At 48.0% G+C, this 14346-nt stretch carries 16 protein-coding genes; 10 read left to right on the top strand and 6 right to left on the bottom strand.

The annotated features are described in order from the left end of the window. Window positions 1–199 precede the first annotated feature (199 nt). Window positions 200–673, bottom strand: coding sequence for a metal-dependent hydrolase (locus tag AC0LWT_RS02600; RefSeq protein WP_474679640.1), 474 nt, complete (start codon window positions 671–673; stop codon window positions 200–202). A gap of 605 nt (window positions 674–1278) precedes the next feature. Between AC0LWT_RS02600 and AC0LWT_RS02595 the strand changes: the two genes are divergently transcribed. The 3 genes from AC0LWT_RS02595 to AC0LWT_RS02585 are packed head-to-tail and all read left to right on the top strand — an operon-like array spanning window position 1279 to window position 2961. Further along, entirely contained in the window at window positions 1279–1467 is a 189-nt protein-coding gene (locus AC0LWT_RS02595; protein WP_474679639.1) for a GapA-binding peptide SR1P, read from the top strand. 40 nt (window positions 1468–1507) lie between these two features. Further along, window positions 1508–2143 (top strand): helix-turn-helix transcriptional regulator, encoded by a 636-nt coding sequence (locus AC0LWT_RS02590; RefSeq protein WP_474679851.1) that lies wholly within the window; start codon window positions 1508–1510, stop codon window positions 2141–2143. Between the two features lie 17 nt (window positions 2144–2160). After that, a complete protein-coding gene (locus AC0LWT_RS02585; protein ID WP_474679638.1) occupies window positions 2161–2961 on the top strand; it encodes a pyruvate, water dikinase regulatory protein in 801 nt (266 codons plus the stop codon). A gap of 1 nt (window position 2962) precedes the next feature. Here the strand turns inward: AC0LWT_RS02585 and AC0LWT_RS02580 are convergent, their stop codons facing one another. Together AC0LWT_RS02580 and AC0LWT_RS02575 are read right to left on the bottom strand one after the other, a co-directional pair. After that, the gene (locus AC0LWT_RS02580) at window positions 2963–3637 is read right to left on the bottom strand and encodes an ATP-binding protein (protein ID WP_474679637.1); all 675 of its coding nucleotides are present in this window, start codon (window positions 3635–3637) and stop codon (window positions 2963–2965) included. Further along, window positions 3625–4227: a LytS/YhcK type 5TM receptor domain-containing protein gene (locus tag AC0LWT_RS02575; protein ID WP_474679636.1), complete on the bottom strand. Its 603-nt coding sequence runs from the start codon at window positions 4225–4227 to the stop codon at window positions 3625–3627. The genes AC0LWT_RS02580 and AC0LWT_RS02575 overlap by 13 nt, the downstream gene beginning before the upstream one ends. A gap of 200 nt (window positions 4228–4427) precedes the next feature. On the opposite strand from AC0LWT_RS02575, the gene AC0LWT_RS02570 reads away from it, so the two are divergent. From AC0LWT_RS02570 to AC0LWT_RS02555, 4 genes are all read left to right on the top strand, one after another. After that, window positions 4428–6254 carry a sensor histidine kinase gene (locus tag AC0LWT_RS02570; protein WP_474679635.1) on the top strand — a complete coding sequence of 609 codons (1827 nt, stop codon included), beginning with the start codon at window positions 4428–4430 and terminating at the stop codon, window positions 6252–6254. 33 nt (window positions 6255–6287) lie between these two features. After that, window positions 6288–7811, top strand: a complete 1524-nt coding sequence (locus tag AC0LWT_RS02565; RefSeq protein WP_474679634.1) for a response regulator — start codon at window positions 6288–6290, stop codon at window positions 7809–7811. A 463-nt stretch (window positions 7812–8274) separates the two neighbouring features. After that, a complete protein-coding gene (locus AC0LWT_RS02560) occupies window positions 8275–9093 on the top strand; it encodes an oxidoreductase (protein WP_474679633.1) in 819 nt (272 codons plus the stop codon). A gap of 106 nt (window positions 9094–9199) precedes the next feature. After that, window positions 9200–9859: a TetR/AcrR family transcriptional regulator gene (locus AC0LWT_RS02555; protein WP_474679632.1), complete on the top strand. Its 660-nt coding sequence runs from the start codon at window positions 9200–9202 to the stop codon at window positions 9857–9859. 87 nt (window positions 9860–9946) lie between these two features. Here AC0LWT_RS02555 and AC0LWT_RS02550 read toward each other — a convergent pair whose 3' ends face one another. Continuing rightward, complete coding sequence (locus AC0LWT_RS02550; protein ID WP_474679631.1) at window positions 9947–10471, bottom strand: P-loop NTPase family protein; 525 nt, start codon at window positions 10469–10471, stop codon at window positions 9947–9949. Window positions 10472–10595: 124 nt separating this feature from the next. Between AC0LWT_RS02550 and AC0LWT_RS02545 the strand changes: the two genes are divergently transcribed. The 3 genes from AC0LWT_RS02545 to AC0LWT_RS02535 are packed head-to-tail and all read left to right on the top strand — an operon-like array spanning window position 10596 to window position 11757. After that, window positions 10596–10961, top strand: a complete 366-nt coding sequence (locus AC0LWT_RS02545; protein WP_063187382.1) for a DUF2089 domain-containing protein — start codon at window positions 10596–10598, stop codon at window positions 10959–10961. A gap of 13 nt (window positions 10962–10974) precedes the next feature. Further along, window positions 10975–11406 (top strand): SHOCT-like domain-containing protein, encoded by a 432-nt coding sequence (locus AC0LWT_RS02540; RefSeq protein ID WP_474679630.1) that lies wholly within the window; start codon window positions 10975–10977, stop codon window positions 11404–11406. A gap of 6 nt (window positions 11407–11412) precedes the next feature. Further along, window positions 11413–11757 (top strand): hypothetical protein, encoded by a 345-nt coding sequence (locus tag AC0LWT_RS02535; protein WP_474679629.1) that lies wholly within the window; start codon window positions 11413–11415, stop codon window positions 11755–11757. A 203-nt stretch (window positions 11758–11960) separates the two neighbouring features. Here the strand turns inward: AC0LWT_RS02535 and AC0LWT_RS02530 are convergent, their stop codons facing one another. Continuing rightward, complete coding sequence (locus AC0LWT_RS02530) at window positions 11961–12530, bottom strand: TetR/AcrR family transcriptional regulator (RefSeq protein ID WP_474679628.1); 570 nt, start codon at window positions 12528–12530, stop codon at window positions 11961–11963. 172 nt (window positions 12531–12702) lie between these two features. Continuing rightward, window positions 12703–13845 (bottom strand): NADH-dependent flavin oxidoreductase, encoded by a 1143-nt coding sequence (locus tag AC0LWT_RS02525; RefSeq protein WP_474679627.1) that lies wholly within the window; start codon window positions 13843–13845, stop codon window positions 12703–12705. Window positions 13846–14346 lie beyond the last annotated feature (501 nt).

The following is a 14346-nucleotide window of genomic DNA, read 5'->3' as shown; positions in this document are numbered from 1 at the left end:
CCTGCAAAAGTGCAGGAATTTCCGCCCAAACTCCTGCCCAGCTCCCCAACGGTCGAAAATTCCTGCACAATCGCAGGTTTTTCCTCCAAACGAGCCGCTTTCAGCGAAAAAGCCTGCACTTTTGCAGGCTTTTGGTACCGTGCTGCAGGCCTTCCATACCTTTTTGCATAAAAAAAGAGCCGTTCGGCTCAGATGTGTTTTAGAACTTGATCGTCGAGAAAGGAATCCATAAGCTGACGGCGAGCAGCAGCCATTGAAATACCGTTTCGCTCATCGAGCCTGTGTCCACCGCAAGAAATTTGGGCAGAACGCGAATTTTCCACTTCAACGGCCAAAGCAGCTGCACGCCCTTCTCGTTAAGCAGATCGATAAGCGGATGCGAAGCATAAGCCGTAACGAACACCCAGAAGTACAAAGCGGGCAATGCGGAAGTAAATCCGGCCAATGCGAGGGTAAAAAGGATGGAGTGCGTAACGGTTCTGTGACGTACTTTAAGAATTTGAAGCAGCGCCGACAGTGGAAACAGCACCTTGGCCATCGTCGAACCCGGCTTGTCCACATCGGCCAAAGTGCCGGCCAAACAACCGAGCAGGAGCGCGCCGGCAGCCTCCCAGGACAAAAAAGGCACGTCTTGATGAATGATTACGATTTCGGCGGCTACGAGTCCCGCCACGCTGTGCGTTTTCTGTAAAATAAAAAAGACCTCCTTAAACGGTACCTCTATGCGTAATTCGAGAACAGTATAGTCTTCGAGAGGTACTTACGATAATAGTACGTATGTTTGCCTCTCGAAGCAAGCAGCAATATTGTACGCAGCCCAAATCCGGCGGGATACGATGAAAAAAAGCTTAGTCCCATTCCTGCACAGGGCAGTAAAAGGGGCTAAGCTTTTTTGACGGAGCGCCTCGAACGGGCGCCGGTTTTAATTGAAAACATAGCGAATGAACCGCGCCGTCTTTTTACCTCCCGGTATTCTTATGAGCAGGACAGATCTGCGGCGGCTTTGTTTTTGCGGTCTTTCCATGAATTGCCCAAGCGTCATGGACTCATGAATCATGCTGATCACCTCGTGATTAGTTATTTAAAAGCGTATGCTACGGACGTTTCGTCCTATGATCGATAACGAAATTTTCTATAAATGCAGCATATATTACATCATTTATCCGCATTCATAACGAATTTCCGTTTATTTATTGTGATATAAATCAATTTATTATATATTTAATACATATCAAATATCGTTTGTGCGCACTTTTTTAGAGCGAGGGAGGAAAGCATATGTCTGACAATTCTTATGTGCATTTGGCAGCCATTCACAGGTATGATCTTGGTGTCGTTATTTGCAAAAACTGCAATAGAATCATTACTTCGGTTCCGACTAGCGGTGTCGCCAAGATTTACGGCCTGTGCAATACGGCGGAATGCCGGCAAAGCGATAATGAGCGGTTTGACACGACGGGCAGATAGGCTACAATAAGGATGAGAACGAAGATTTGGGGAGGGAAACATTATAGAGCTTACATCCCGCCAAATGGAAATCATCGAATTGGTCAAACAGCATGCCCCGATTACCGGAGAGCGCATTGCCGAGATGCTCGGAATCAGCCGTCCTACGATTCGGTCCGATCTGGCTTTGCTTGTTATGCTCGGGTATATCGATGCCAAGCCCAAGGTCGGTTATTTTCTTGGAAAGGAAGCGATCCAGGAAGAATCACGGTACAAAAAATTAGACGGGATGAAAGTCAAAGAAGTTATGGGAATTCCTGTCGTTTTGCGTGAAACGGCAACTGTCAGCGATGCTGTGGTTTCCCTTTTCCTGGAAAATGTCGGGACCCTGATCATCGTAAATGCCAGCGGCTCGCTGGTCGGCATCGTCTCGCGGAAAGATCTGTTGAAGGTTACGCTGGGCAACGCTTCGGCCACTTCGATGCCGATTAGTCTGGTGATGACGAGGAACCCGAATATTGTAAAAGTCGGCCCGGAGGACGATGTGCTCGATGCGGCCCGGAAAATGATCGCTCATCAAGTCGATAGTCTTCCGGTCGTTAAGATGGGGACCGAGCAGGAGCAGGACGAGGTGGTCGGAAGAATTACGAAGACGACCATGACCAAATTGCTGCTGGAAGCGGCACAAGGGGAGTAAATAGGAGGAATTTGCGGGTGGAGGATAAAGTCCAAACGATTTTCGTTTGTTCGGATTCGGTGGGGGAAACGGCAAATACGGTCGTTCAGGCGACAATTCGTCAATTTAACGCCAGCCGCGTCAACATAAGACGCTTCGGGTCCGTACGAACAGAAGAAGAAATTCGCAGCATGATGGAAGAAGTCTCGCGTCTCGGAGGATTTGTTGTCTACACGCTCGTTCTTCCGGAATTAAGAGAGATGATGCGCCAAGAATCGATTCGCTTGAACGTGAGCGCGATCGATATCTTGGGTCCTGTCATGCAAGCTTTCATAGACACTTTCAAAGATTCGCCCAAAAGGAAAGCGGGCCTCCTGCATCAGATGGACGAAGATTACTATAAACGGGTCGAAGCCATCGAGTTCGCCGTCAAATATGACGACGGCAAAGATACGAGCGCTTTCAAACATGCGCATATCGTACTTCTTGGCGTGTCCAGAACGTCGAAGACGCCGCTCAGCATCTATTTGGCGCACAAGGGCTATAAAGTGGCCAACTATCCGCTGGTGCCGGAAGTGAAGCCGCCTGCAACGTTATTTTCCTTGAACAAGAGCAAGCTGATCGGGCTGACGATGAATGCGGAGCAGTTGATCAAGATTCGCGCCGAGCGCCTGAGAGCGGTCGGGCTTCCTTTTGGCGCCAAATATGCTTCTTTGGAAAGGGTGGCGGAGGAGATCGAATTCGCCCTGGATTTGTACAAACAGCTCGGCTGCAGCGTAATCGATGTGACGGAAAAAGCGATCGAGGAGACGGCCGGCATTATTTTGGATACGATGTAGCTCATTTGCCGGGGGGATCGTAAGGGAATGCGATGGTGAATTTCGTGCCCGACTTCACTTTGCTTGCAACCGATATCGTGCCCCCGAGGGAATGAATCACTTGGTACGAGTAGGTAAGTCCAAGTCCCGTTCCGTTGGATTTCGTCGAAAAATAAATCGAGCCCAAGCGGTTCATTTGCTCTTCATTCATGCCGATTCCATTATCCGTAATGGAAAATACGGCATTTTTTTCTGCGGGCACAAGTCTGAGCACGACTTTGCCGTCCGGCACCTGCGAACACGCCTCGATGGCATTTTTGATAAAATGGGCAAGCGCCTGCTTCAGTTCATCCGTATGGGCCCATATGTTCACCTGGATTTCGGGGGCGGGGGCATGAATTTCAAGCTTTACGCCGTACGTACCCGCAAGCGGGCGCATCGCTTCCGCAATAAGGGGCAGCTGTCCGGAAAAGTTAAAAAGCTCCAGGTGATTTGCAGGAGGCTTGGAGACGGTGAGATACTCGGACAGGATGGATTCGGTTCGCTGTATTTCCTCCAGACTGATCTGGATATATTGCTCGATCTTTTTGTAGTTGGCGGGGTTTTTTTGAATCAATTTCAGGAAGCCCTGCACGGCCGTAAGCGGGTTGCGCACTTCATGAGCGAGAGAAGCCGCCACGTGGTTCATCGTATCCATTTTTCGTGCAGCCTGTGCCGGATGAACATATCCTTTTCCGCAACGGATTTGCCGAACAAAGACATCAGCAGCCAAATGCCGAGCGAATTTTGCAAGGGAATGATGAAAATATGACAACCCAAATGCCGGATTATAGAGTGCGGGAAATATGCGTACGTGAGCGCAAGCGGAATCATCGAGAAAACGAGCCCGGCTCCAAAAATGACCAGCGGTTTGCGGGAAGTGGTTTTGAAAAATTTGTAAAATAAAATCGATAAAACAAAAATAACCGCCAATATGATCATAGCGATCCACTTGCCATCGCCGCCCACATAGAACCGGTAAACGGCAAATTCAACGAGCAGGATCACACCTGTCCGGATGCCGCCGTAATAAAGGCCGAAAAGCAAAATGACATAGCGGATATCGAAAAAAATCCCGTCTACTACTCTGGAAGCGAAAATCATCGATAGGAGCAAACAGACCGTGCTTGTCAGGAGAATGAAAGAACGGCTGTAATTTCTGTTTTTGTCCCGGTAGTAAATATTAAATGCGACGAAAGGAATAAGAGCAAAAAAGAGCTGAAGAATAATTTCTTTAAAAAGATTCATGTCGTCATCCCCAGTATCGACTAACTGCGCACGATTCAGTTTTCCATTTCGACGTATCCTTTCCGAATCCCTCCAATTCAAGTTCTCCCCGACAAACGGCGGGAGATGCCCCGACTCCTATGTTTTGAACCTTTATTCGCGGAAAAGATCCTTTTATAATCAGGAATAGGGATATCCTCGGAAAAGGGGCTGCATGCGGCATGAAGAGATGGAACGATTACATGCTCAAAACCAAAATGTTTGTTACGTTTTCGGCCGTCTCTTTGTTTATTGTCGTTTTGACCTGCCTTATTTTTTATTATAAAAATGTAAGCGATATCAAAACGCAGACGCTTTCGCTTTCGAATACGATAACGAGGCAGTTCAGCCGCACGGTCGAGCTGTACATTCAAGACATTGAGAAGCTCTCGGCATCGATATTCGGAGATCCGATCGTTCAACGGAACTTGCTGGACCATTACGAAACCGCGAATTCGGTCGAGCAGAACAGAATCGAATTGGCGATCAACAACCAGCTCAGCACGTACTTGAGCGCGCGGCCTTATATGCAGAGCATTTTCATCTTCACGACCGACAACAGCGTCTACTACGTGTCCAAGGGGAAAAGCCTGAAAGCGAACAGCAGCCTCGGCGGCGAATCCTTGTATTTGCAAAACGAATCGTGGTACGAAATGAACGACTACACGTATAAAAACAAGTTCTTTTTGCTGCCTACCGCAAAAGAAGTTTCGGTCGCGGACGAAGGGGATAACGTCATCTCCTTTGTGCGCAACATCAACCGAATTCCGAACCGGGAAATTATCGGGTTCATGAAAATCAATATCAACGCCGAAGTGTTCAAAAATATGCTGGTCCAACCGGATAGCAACGATATCGAAAACCATATGCGCGTATTAATTATTACGGATGACGGCCATGTCGTCTACGACAACCGGAACGAATTGACCGGCTCGCCCGACATTCGGCTGGACCCATCGATTTTTAGGCGGAACGGCCGCTCCGGGGACGTCGATTGGAACGGGCGGCCGTACGTGTACACGTTCGAAAAATCGGACTATACGAATTGGAATACGATTATTCTCATTCCGAACGATTATTTGCTGTCCAAACAAAAGCGGTCGCAATATATCGTGTTTGTCGTCGGCCTTCTGGCGACACTGCTCATCGCCGTCGTCTCCTACATGCTGTCCCATCATATCACCCTCCCTCTGCGTCATATGATGAAGAAGATGAACCGGGTGGAACTGGGCGATTTCAGTCAGCGCATGGAGTTCGCCGGAAATAACGAAATCGGCCGCTTGAGCCGCATTTACAACAACATGCTGGACAGCATATCCCGCTTGATCAGCGAAGTCTACGAATCGAAACTGGCGGAGAAGAACGCCCAGCTGTCGGCTTTGCAGGCGCAAATCAATCCGCATTTTTTGTACAATACGCTCAACATTATGAAATCGATCAGCCGGATCAGGGGAATCGAGGAGGTCGCCGAAATGTCCGAATCGCTGGCCGAGCTGTTTCAATACAGCATGAGAAACTTGCAGCATCCGGTGCCGCTACGGGAGGAATTGGAGCATATTAAAAATTTTATGAACATCCAGCAGCACCGCTTCGGCGGCAGGTTCGAGCTGCACATCGGCATTCCGGACGAACTGCTGCAAGCTTCCGTGTTGAAGCTGACCGTTCAGCCCTTGATTGAAAACGCGGTCATTCACGGGCTCGGCAAAATGAAGTCGGGCGGCCGCATCGAACTGCGCGCCTGCCAAAGGGAAGGTCTCCTGATCATCGAGGTCAGCGATAACGGCAAGGGCATCGAGGGCAGGAAGCTGCTGGAACTGCAAAGCCTGCTCGGCGAGTCCAACCGGATCAAGGAGCTTTACAATGAAACGGAAGGGATCGGGCTGCTCAACATCCGCCAGCGCATGCAGCTGTTTTATGGCGGGAACTATCGGATAGGGCTTTGCAGCCGTCCGGGTGCGGGAACAACTTTGAAATTGGAATTTCCGTTCATCGTACACGGGCGGACGTGACGGACGCGAAAAAGGGGAAGGGAATGGCGGCAGATGAACATTTACCTGGTTGAGGATGAAAGATGGGCGTTGGCGGAACTGGTCGAGCTGTTCAAAGCGTATGAACCGCAGCATCGCATATTCGCTTTTGAGAATGGCGAAGACGCTTTGGCGGCCGCGAGTCATACAAGCCCGCATTTGGTGCTGACGGACATCAATATGCCCGGTATGGACGGCCTGGAATTGATCGCCCGCCTGAACCTTGCGGAGCGTCCGGTCAAAGGCATTATTTTGAGCGTACACGATCAGTTTGCGTGCGCGCAGAAGGGGATGCAGCTCGGGGCGGCCGATTATTTGCTGAAGCCCGTCAAAAAAGATGTTTTATACAAAACGATCGACAGGGCGATTCAAGCCATCGAAAGCGATGAGAGGCAAAAGGCGGAACGCATCAACTGGTCCGTCGTGCAGATGTTGCTCGCTTCCTCTTTTCCGGAAAACGAGCTTTCCGCCGCTTTGGACCGCCGGCCCTGGTGCCTGGCGCTGCTTTTGCTGGAGAACCGGGCGTCGGCAAGAGGCTGGAAGGAGACAAGCGTCAGCAGCGGCGACATCAAACGGCCGTTCCTGGACGGTACCTTTCAGGAGCAAAGCATCCACTGCATCGATATCGACTCGCAGCGCAAAGCCGTCCTGATCCCGGCTCACGCCGGTTCCCATGCAGGGAGTATCATTGCGAGCCTCGTCTCGCTGCATCATGAGCTGCAGCAGACCGGCAACCGCGTCCATCTCAGCTACGTGTTCAAAAGTGAAAAGGAGCCCCTTCACAAATGCTTCGCTTTTGTAAACAAACAGTTGGAAGAGCATATGAAGCTTGGCGTTTCTTCGTTTATTTCCCCCGGGACGCAAGCCGCGGAAGCCGATTTGGGCGGAGTGTGGGACAAGGTTAGAGTACTGCAAAGCTGCCTGCTGCAAGGCGGTATCGTGAAAGCCAAACAAAACGTTTATAAAATCGTAGGCGAGCTGCAGCAGAAGGACATCACCATGAAACAGCTGCTGCTGTTCGTAGGCGACATGCTGTACTCTTTGACCTACAATCTGCAATCCGCGGCGGGAGCCGATATAAAGTCCGGTCATTGGCAGGAGGATATGAAAATTTTTGAGCAAATAACGACTCACCGCGAATTGTCGGACTGGCTGGAAGACCGAATCGTCAGCTTGTTTTGCAAGCACGAGCCGAAGGAATTAAAGCCGAAAAGTCTCGCTCCCGTCTTGATGAATTGGATTCACAACAATTATCAGCGCGATATTTGCTTGCAGCAGTTCGCCGCCGAGCACCATGTCAGCCTGAGCTATTTGTCCAGACTGTTCAAATCCCAGACGGGCTGCACGTTCTCCGAATATTTGATCCGCTACCGCATCGGCAAAGCGCAGACGCTGCTAACGGAAGGGGTTGACCGGCTCGCCGATGTCAGCAGCCTTGTCGGCTACGAAGACACGAAACATTTTAGCCAGCTGTTTAAAAAAATAGTCGGCGAAACTCCCGCAGCTTACGGAAAACGCAAACAAGCCCCTTTTTCATAAATAACCCGTAAGCGCCCTGCGTCAGAGGCGATAACCACAATCTGCCTGGCTGCACGAAGAAAACCTGCAAAAATACATGAATTTGCGTTCTTGATCGCTGGCCACGAACAATTCCTGCAATTGTGCAGGTTTTTCCCTACCACGATGCCTCCTGCCCAATATGTTCAGTTCTGCAACCTCACAAGGAGAGGTAGCGCCCGGAAAAAGCGGCTGTCCCTCAAATTAGGGTTCCCTGTTTCCCGTAGCCCTAACCGAGTGTCGCGGAAAACTTGCCCTTTAGTACAACGCGGCTGTCGATTTATGCCGACAGCCGCGTCTCTTTTGCATATTCAACTACCTAGTCCCGTTAGTTGAAGTTATAAGGTTGGCCTTTTCTTACTTCATTATGCATGACTAGTTGACAATTGACTTAGAGTCACTTATAATTGACTCAAAATCAATTATTCGTATGGAGGTTTTGTTTATGAGTCAAAAAGTTGTTTTGATTACAGGTGCATCTTCCGGCATAGGTAAAGAAGCAGCCATCGAGCTGAAGAATAAGGGTTTTACTGTTTATGCAGCCGCCCGGCGCATAGATAAAATGCAAGATCTCGCGGCAAAAGGGATTCATCCAATTTCTTTGGATGTAACCAATGACGCATCCATGATTCAATGCGTTAATGATATTCTAAAAAAAGAAGGCAGAATTGACGTCCTGATCAATAATGCAGGATATGGTTCGTATGGAGCAATAGAAGACGTTCCAATGGAAGAAGCCCGGCGTCAAGTAGAAGTGAATGTATTCGGACTTGCGAGAATGATCCAGCTTGTGGTGCCGAGTATGAGAAAAAATAAATTCGGTAAAGTTGTTAATGTTTCTTCAATGGGAGGTAAAATTTGGACGAATTTCGGTGGCTGGTATCATGCGACAAAGTTTGCGGTGGAAGGTCTTTCAGATTGCCTTCGCTTGGAGTTGGCACCGTTTGGCATTGATGTCATCGTGGTGGAACCAGGCGGAATCAAAACCGACTGGGGTATTATTGCCGCTGAGAATCTAAAAAAAGTATCTGCCAAGGGGCCGTATGCCCAGGCCGCCAGTAAAGCAGCCGATGGCATGATCAAAAATTATACGGGCAATCAATTGTCGAAGCCTGAACTAATTGCACGCACCATTGGAAGAGCTGTAACAGTTAAAAGACCGAAAACACGATATCTTGTCGGTTTTATGGCAAAGCCTATGGTGTTCATAAAAAATGTTTTTGGAGACCGCGCTTACGACAGAATTATCAGAATGTTCGGTTAATAAAAGTGGAGATGATGCACTCACGATAAACATCGTGGCTCTAGAGTTCAATTTTGACTCCAAATCGATAATGGAATAAAATTAATCGAAATGGAGTGATGAGGTTATGGCAAAACGTGCAATGACTCCTGAAGCAAAGGCTTTAAAAGCTCAGGCTATTCTTGATAAAGCGTCTGAAATGTTTCTTTCATCCGAATACGAAAAAATTAAAATGTCCGATATTGCCAAGCAGATGGGCATGTCTAATGGCATTCTGTTTGTGTACTTTAAAACTAAAGAGGCTTTGTTCTTTAGCCTGCTTTGTCGGGAGTATGAGAAAAGAGTTGCATGTCTGACCGAAATGGCGAAAGAAACGCCAATCAGGAATTTCAATGATTTCCAAAATCTTGTCATGAATGAGCTTACAGAACTGGTTGACGATAATCCCCTGTATATAAAACTGGAATCCATGCGTACGGCTGTATTCGAAAAAAATGTAGACGCGGAAACAATGTTATTCCAGAAACTGAATTTATATAAGTTAATGACGGATTTGGTGTTCATAATTTGTGGAAATAATGCATTAACTCAAGAGGATGTAATGGAAATTCTTCAAATGGAGGCATCGATTATTACCGGATGCAAACTATCTGCCACCTTGCCTGCGGAGGTTATTGACATTATCGAAAAGAACGGACTGCATGGACTCAAACGTGACTTTAAGCAAGATGTTATTGCAACAATGAATCATTATCTAGAAGGTTATAGTAAAAATCGAAGGTATTAAACATAATTACTTTGAAATCCACGCTGCTGCGTGGTTTTTTTGCATATCTTAATCTTCTTTTCAGATAAAGCTTTACAAGCGTTTTTGCTAGTTGAAGTGGTTAGTAATTTCAATATTATCCTTTAGTGTAATTGACTTGGAATCATACAGTTTCAATTTTTCTAATAATTTCGGTTTAATTTGTCTTTCGAAATTATCATTCCAGATAAACATGTTTCTAAATATTTTAAAGGATGGTCTATAGTTTGATTTTTCAATTCTGAGTAACTGCAATATAAATCTTCTGACTATTCGATAATTTCGTTTGGAATAGCCGGTATCTAAAAAAATGATTAAGTCAGCGTTATTAAAGCTCGGGAACACCCATTCGTTGTAATGAGCACCCTCAATAATCCAAGCATCGGACTGAATACATGTACTCAATATGTGATCCCGTTCTTCAACAGTTCTTTTAATGTCGCTTGGTTTGCTTCGCTTCCATACAACATTATCCAATTCGTAATGTGGAATTTTCAATTTCAAAGATAGGGTTCTAGCTAAAGTTGTTTTACCGCTCCCAACGGAACCTATAATATGAATTTTTCTCGGAGCATCCTTGTTCAATTCGATCATCAACTTTCCACATATAAGTTTTTATAAAATTAATTAATTTAATTATCAAATTAAAATAATTAATTTTACGAATTTACAAATTGAATATTTTGATTTATAATTTAAAAAAAGAAAGGAGTAGAGTATGAAATATCCCATCATCACACAGTGTCCTGTATGCGACCATCCGCTGCACGCCGTCAAGCTGGAATGCGGACATTGCCGGACGACGATTGAGAACACGTTTGAGTTATCAAAGCTGGCTCTACTCTCGCCCGAACAGCTCCATTTTGTGATCACCTTTCTAGTGAACAGGGGCAACATAAAGGAAGTGGAGAAAGAGCTCGGCATATCTTACCCGACGGTGCGCGGCAAGCTCAATGATATCATTACGGCCCTCGGATACGATACGCGGAAGAAGCCGGAAGTCGATGAGAAGAAGGTCATTTCCATGCTGGAGAATGGCGAAATCACCGCGGATGAAGCGGTCAAAATGTTGAAGGATGAATAAGGAGGAAGAAACGATGAAAGAAGAAATCAGCAAAGTGCTGTCCATGATGCAGGAAGGCAAAATTGATTCAGACAAGGCTTCGGAGTTGATTGCTGCGTTAAAGGAGAAGCAAACGGCTCATACATCGCAAGCCGTGCAGGTGCTGGGGAAACCCGACTATTCGAAGAAACTGTCATCGGCATCCGGCGGTTATTTAGACAAAACGTTGAAAATACGGGTAACATCCCAAGAAAACGATAATGTCAACATCAATTTGCCGATTAAACTGGTGAAGGCTGTTCTCGGAGCGGGGCACAGCATCGCGTCCAATATTCCGCAGGCTGCGAAATATGTGAAGGATATCGATATCGACCTGCTGATCGATGCAATCGAGAACGAGCTTGACGGGCAAATCGTTGACATCCGATCCGGTGAAAAGGAAACCGTCACCGTAGTGATTGAGTGATGGGTCATGATGATTGTGAAGGTTAAGAGCAAGGAGCACGCTTTTACGATTCCGGTTCCTTATGCCGTATTGCGCATGGGGAGTGGTATCCTGACTTCCAATTTAGTCCAGCGCAAAATGAAGGATTGGCTGAACAAGCACGGCGGACATGCGGGTGGGTACTCGAGCCGGAAGCATGATTTCGATTCGGACAGCATCCGGTTCGGGATTGAACTGGTGCTGTCGCTTCTCGAAAACCGAAACACGAAGCAAGCGATCAGGCAGCTCATCAAGGAGTTGCAACGTTGCAAAGGGACGGTTCTGGTCGATGTCCAGGCTCAGGACGGCACGGAAGTGTTGATTAAATTGTAGGCGAAGCTTTCATTTACGATTTCTCTGGTGCCGACTTTACTGGTGCGGTAATCAAAACCGTGCCTCCATGACCACAGAAGCGATATCTTCCGTCGTAGAATCAACGCGCAGACGTAGATGGATCGCCGGATCTGTCCCCTTTTCGTCCAACAAAGACCAAGCGGTCCATAACAGGGGTGAAGAAAGCGAGCTGAACGCTCTAGTCATTTCAACCGATCCAAAATAATGGAGACGGCACCCTCGATTCTTTCCCGCTTGGATTTCGCCCGCACCATGACGTTGATTCCATGAAAGGAGACGGTGAGAAAACGTGCAAGTTCCAGGGACTCTGTTTCGGTTTGGAGAGAGCCATTGCTTTTTCCTCTTTCGATCGCATGGAAAAAAGCAAGCTCGACATCATCAAAGTCGCTTTCGACCAGCTTCTGGATCATCTTGTCATGCGGAGCCAATTCGATCGCTCCATTGGATGTCATGCAGCCCAATGGACTGCCGGTACCGTCAAAGAGCGCATGTAATGCAGATTCAATCCCCCGGTAAACGTTCGCGTCGCTCAAATGATCCATTAACCCCTTCATACGTTTGGTCCGGTAGATCTGGAATGCTCGAATAAATAGATCGTGCTTGCTGCCGAACGTTTCGTATAAACTGCTTTTACTGAGCCCCGTCGCTTGTAACAAATCGCTTAGAGACGATGCTTCATATCCTTTGGCCCAAAATAGTGCCATTGCTTTTTTTAAAACTTCGTTTTCATCGAAATTGCGCGGCCGTACCATATGTGGACCCCCTCCCGAACATATTATATACATGACGGACCAGTAAGTACAGAACATGTAGTTGTTCCAATAATACTGCTCTACGGCGGAGCGCTGCCTTCAAAAATGCCTTGAAGAGGCTTCTCCGGCATCATTCCGGATAGCCTCTCCTTCGCATCGATTCGCCAATGCCTTAACCTTCCGTATCCCCTTCATCCACCACTTGGAACCAGCCGGGTGTACTCATGATCCTGCCCCATATTCCGTCGGGAATCGCAAGTTTCTCCTGCGCGGAACGCGAAAGCGTCGTTTTGATTTCCGCCTCCCGTCCGTTTTGGACCAGGGCTACCCATTCCGGATTAATAATCATGGCATGGCCAAGCGAGATCAATGGAACGCCCGTGCTCAGAGCTTCCACGACATCATCGGGGGTCCACAGTCCTCCGACACCGATAACGGGAACGCGGTCGCCGACGAGTTCCTGCACCATCACGATTCGCGACTTTGCGATCTTGTCGTCCGTTCTCGGACTCTGCCAGAAGTGTTCCACGGAAAGATGGATATAATCCAGGTTTTGTTCCGCCAGCACGTCGATAAAATGAAGCGTATCGGCCATGGTGATTCCCGGCGTTTCTTTTTCCTCCGGCGAAATGCGGTACCCGACTGCAAATGGCGACGCTGCATGCGCCGCAACGGTTTTTTGGACGCGTTTCACGACTGCGAGCGGGAAGGCCATCCGCTTTTCCAACGTTCCGCCCCACTTGTCTTCCCTTCGGTTCGCATGCGGGGAAAAGAACTGCTGGATCAGCAACCCGTTGGCACCGTGAATTTCAACCCCGTCAAAGCCGGCTTCGATTGCCCTGCGGGTCGCCTGCGCGAACTCTTCGATCGCCGTTTCGATTTCCGCTTCCGTCATCGCCTTGGGGACGGCCGCTCCTTCACGCTCTGCCGCGATCGTACTGGGGCTCAGCGCATGACCGCTTGGAACCATCGCCGGATTGCTCAGCCGACCGCCATGATAAAGTTGCACAATCGCTTTGGCCCCGTTTTCCTGAATGACAGCCGCCAGCTTTTTCAATCCGGGCAGCAGCTCGTCGTGATCGATGCCGAATCCATGTTGGATGAACTTTCCGTTTTGCGACACGAGCGCGCTAGCTGTAATGATAGTGCCAGCTCCTTGAGCGCGAGCCCGATAATAAGCCAGTTCCGCATCCGTTACTTCTCCGTTTGGACTGGATGCCCCAATGCCCATCGGCGCCATCATCACCCGATTGTTTAACCTTACGCCCGAAGGCAGACGAAACGATGCAAATAGAGGTTCGTATCGAGCATTCATGTTCCATTCCTCTTTCCCGTGTATGTTTTTATTTTGGACCTAATGGTCCATAATAAACAAAAAAAGCAAGAAGCTTGTCCGTGCATTTTAGTTATGGACGCATCGGTCCATAATGAAGAAAACACATCGTCTTCATCGAAGTTCCGCGGGCGGGCCATACGGATGTCACCTCCTGGTCCTAGTATACCCATTCTGAACCGATAAGTCCATAACCTAAATCGGTACGGATTCTTGTCGGGCTTATAATACTTGATTAGCTCTATGTTTGCCTGGCCGTTTGGCGTCCGCATGAACACAAATGCCGTTTTAACGTCTTAAAGCCCAACGATCTGATCCCAGCCACTAAAGTTGCTCGTCGAAGTACAAAAAGAAAATACGCCCCCCTAAAAAAGACAAGGACACAGGTAGTGCTGCATAGACGCGTGAATTAGACTTAGAGTTATGGAAACGCATACATGAGCTGCCCGGAAAAACGGGTAAAAGTACAGGCATGCGGTGTCC

Source organism: Paenibacillus sp. sgz302164 (assembly GCF_056120505.1).
The sequence above is the reverse complement of the archived record's forward strand: the minus strand, read 5'-3'. Positions and strand labels throughout refer to the sequence as shown.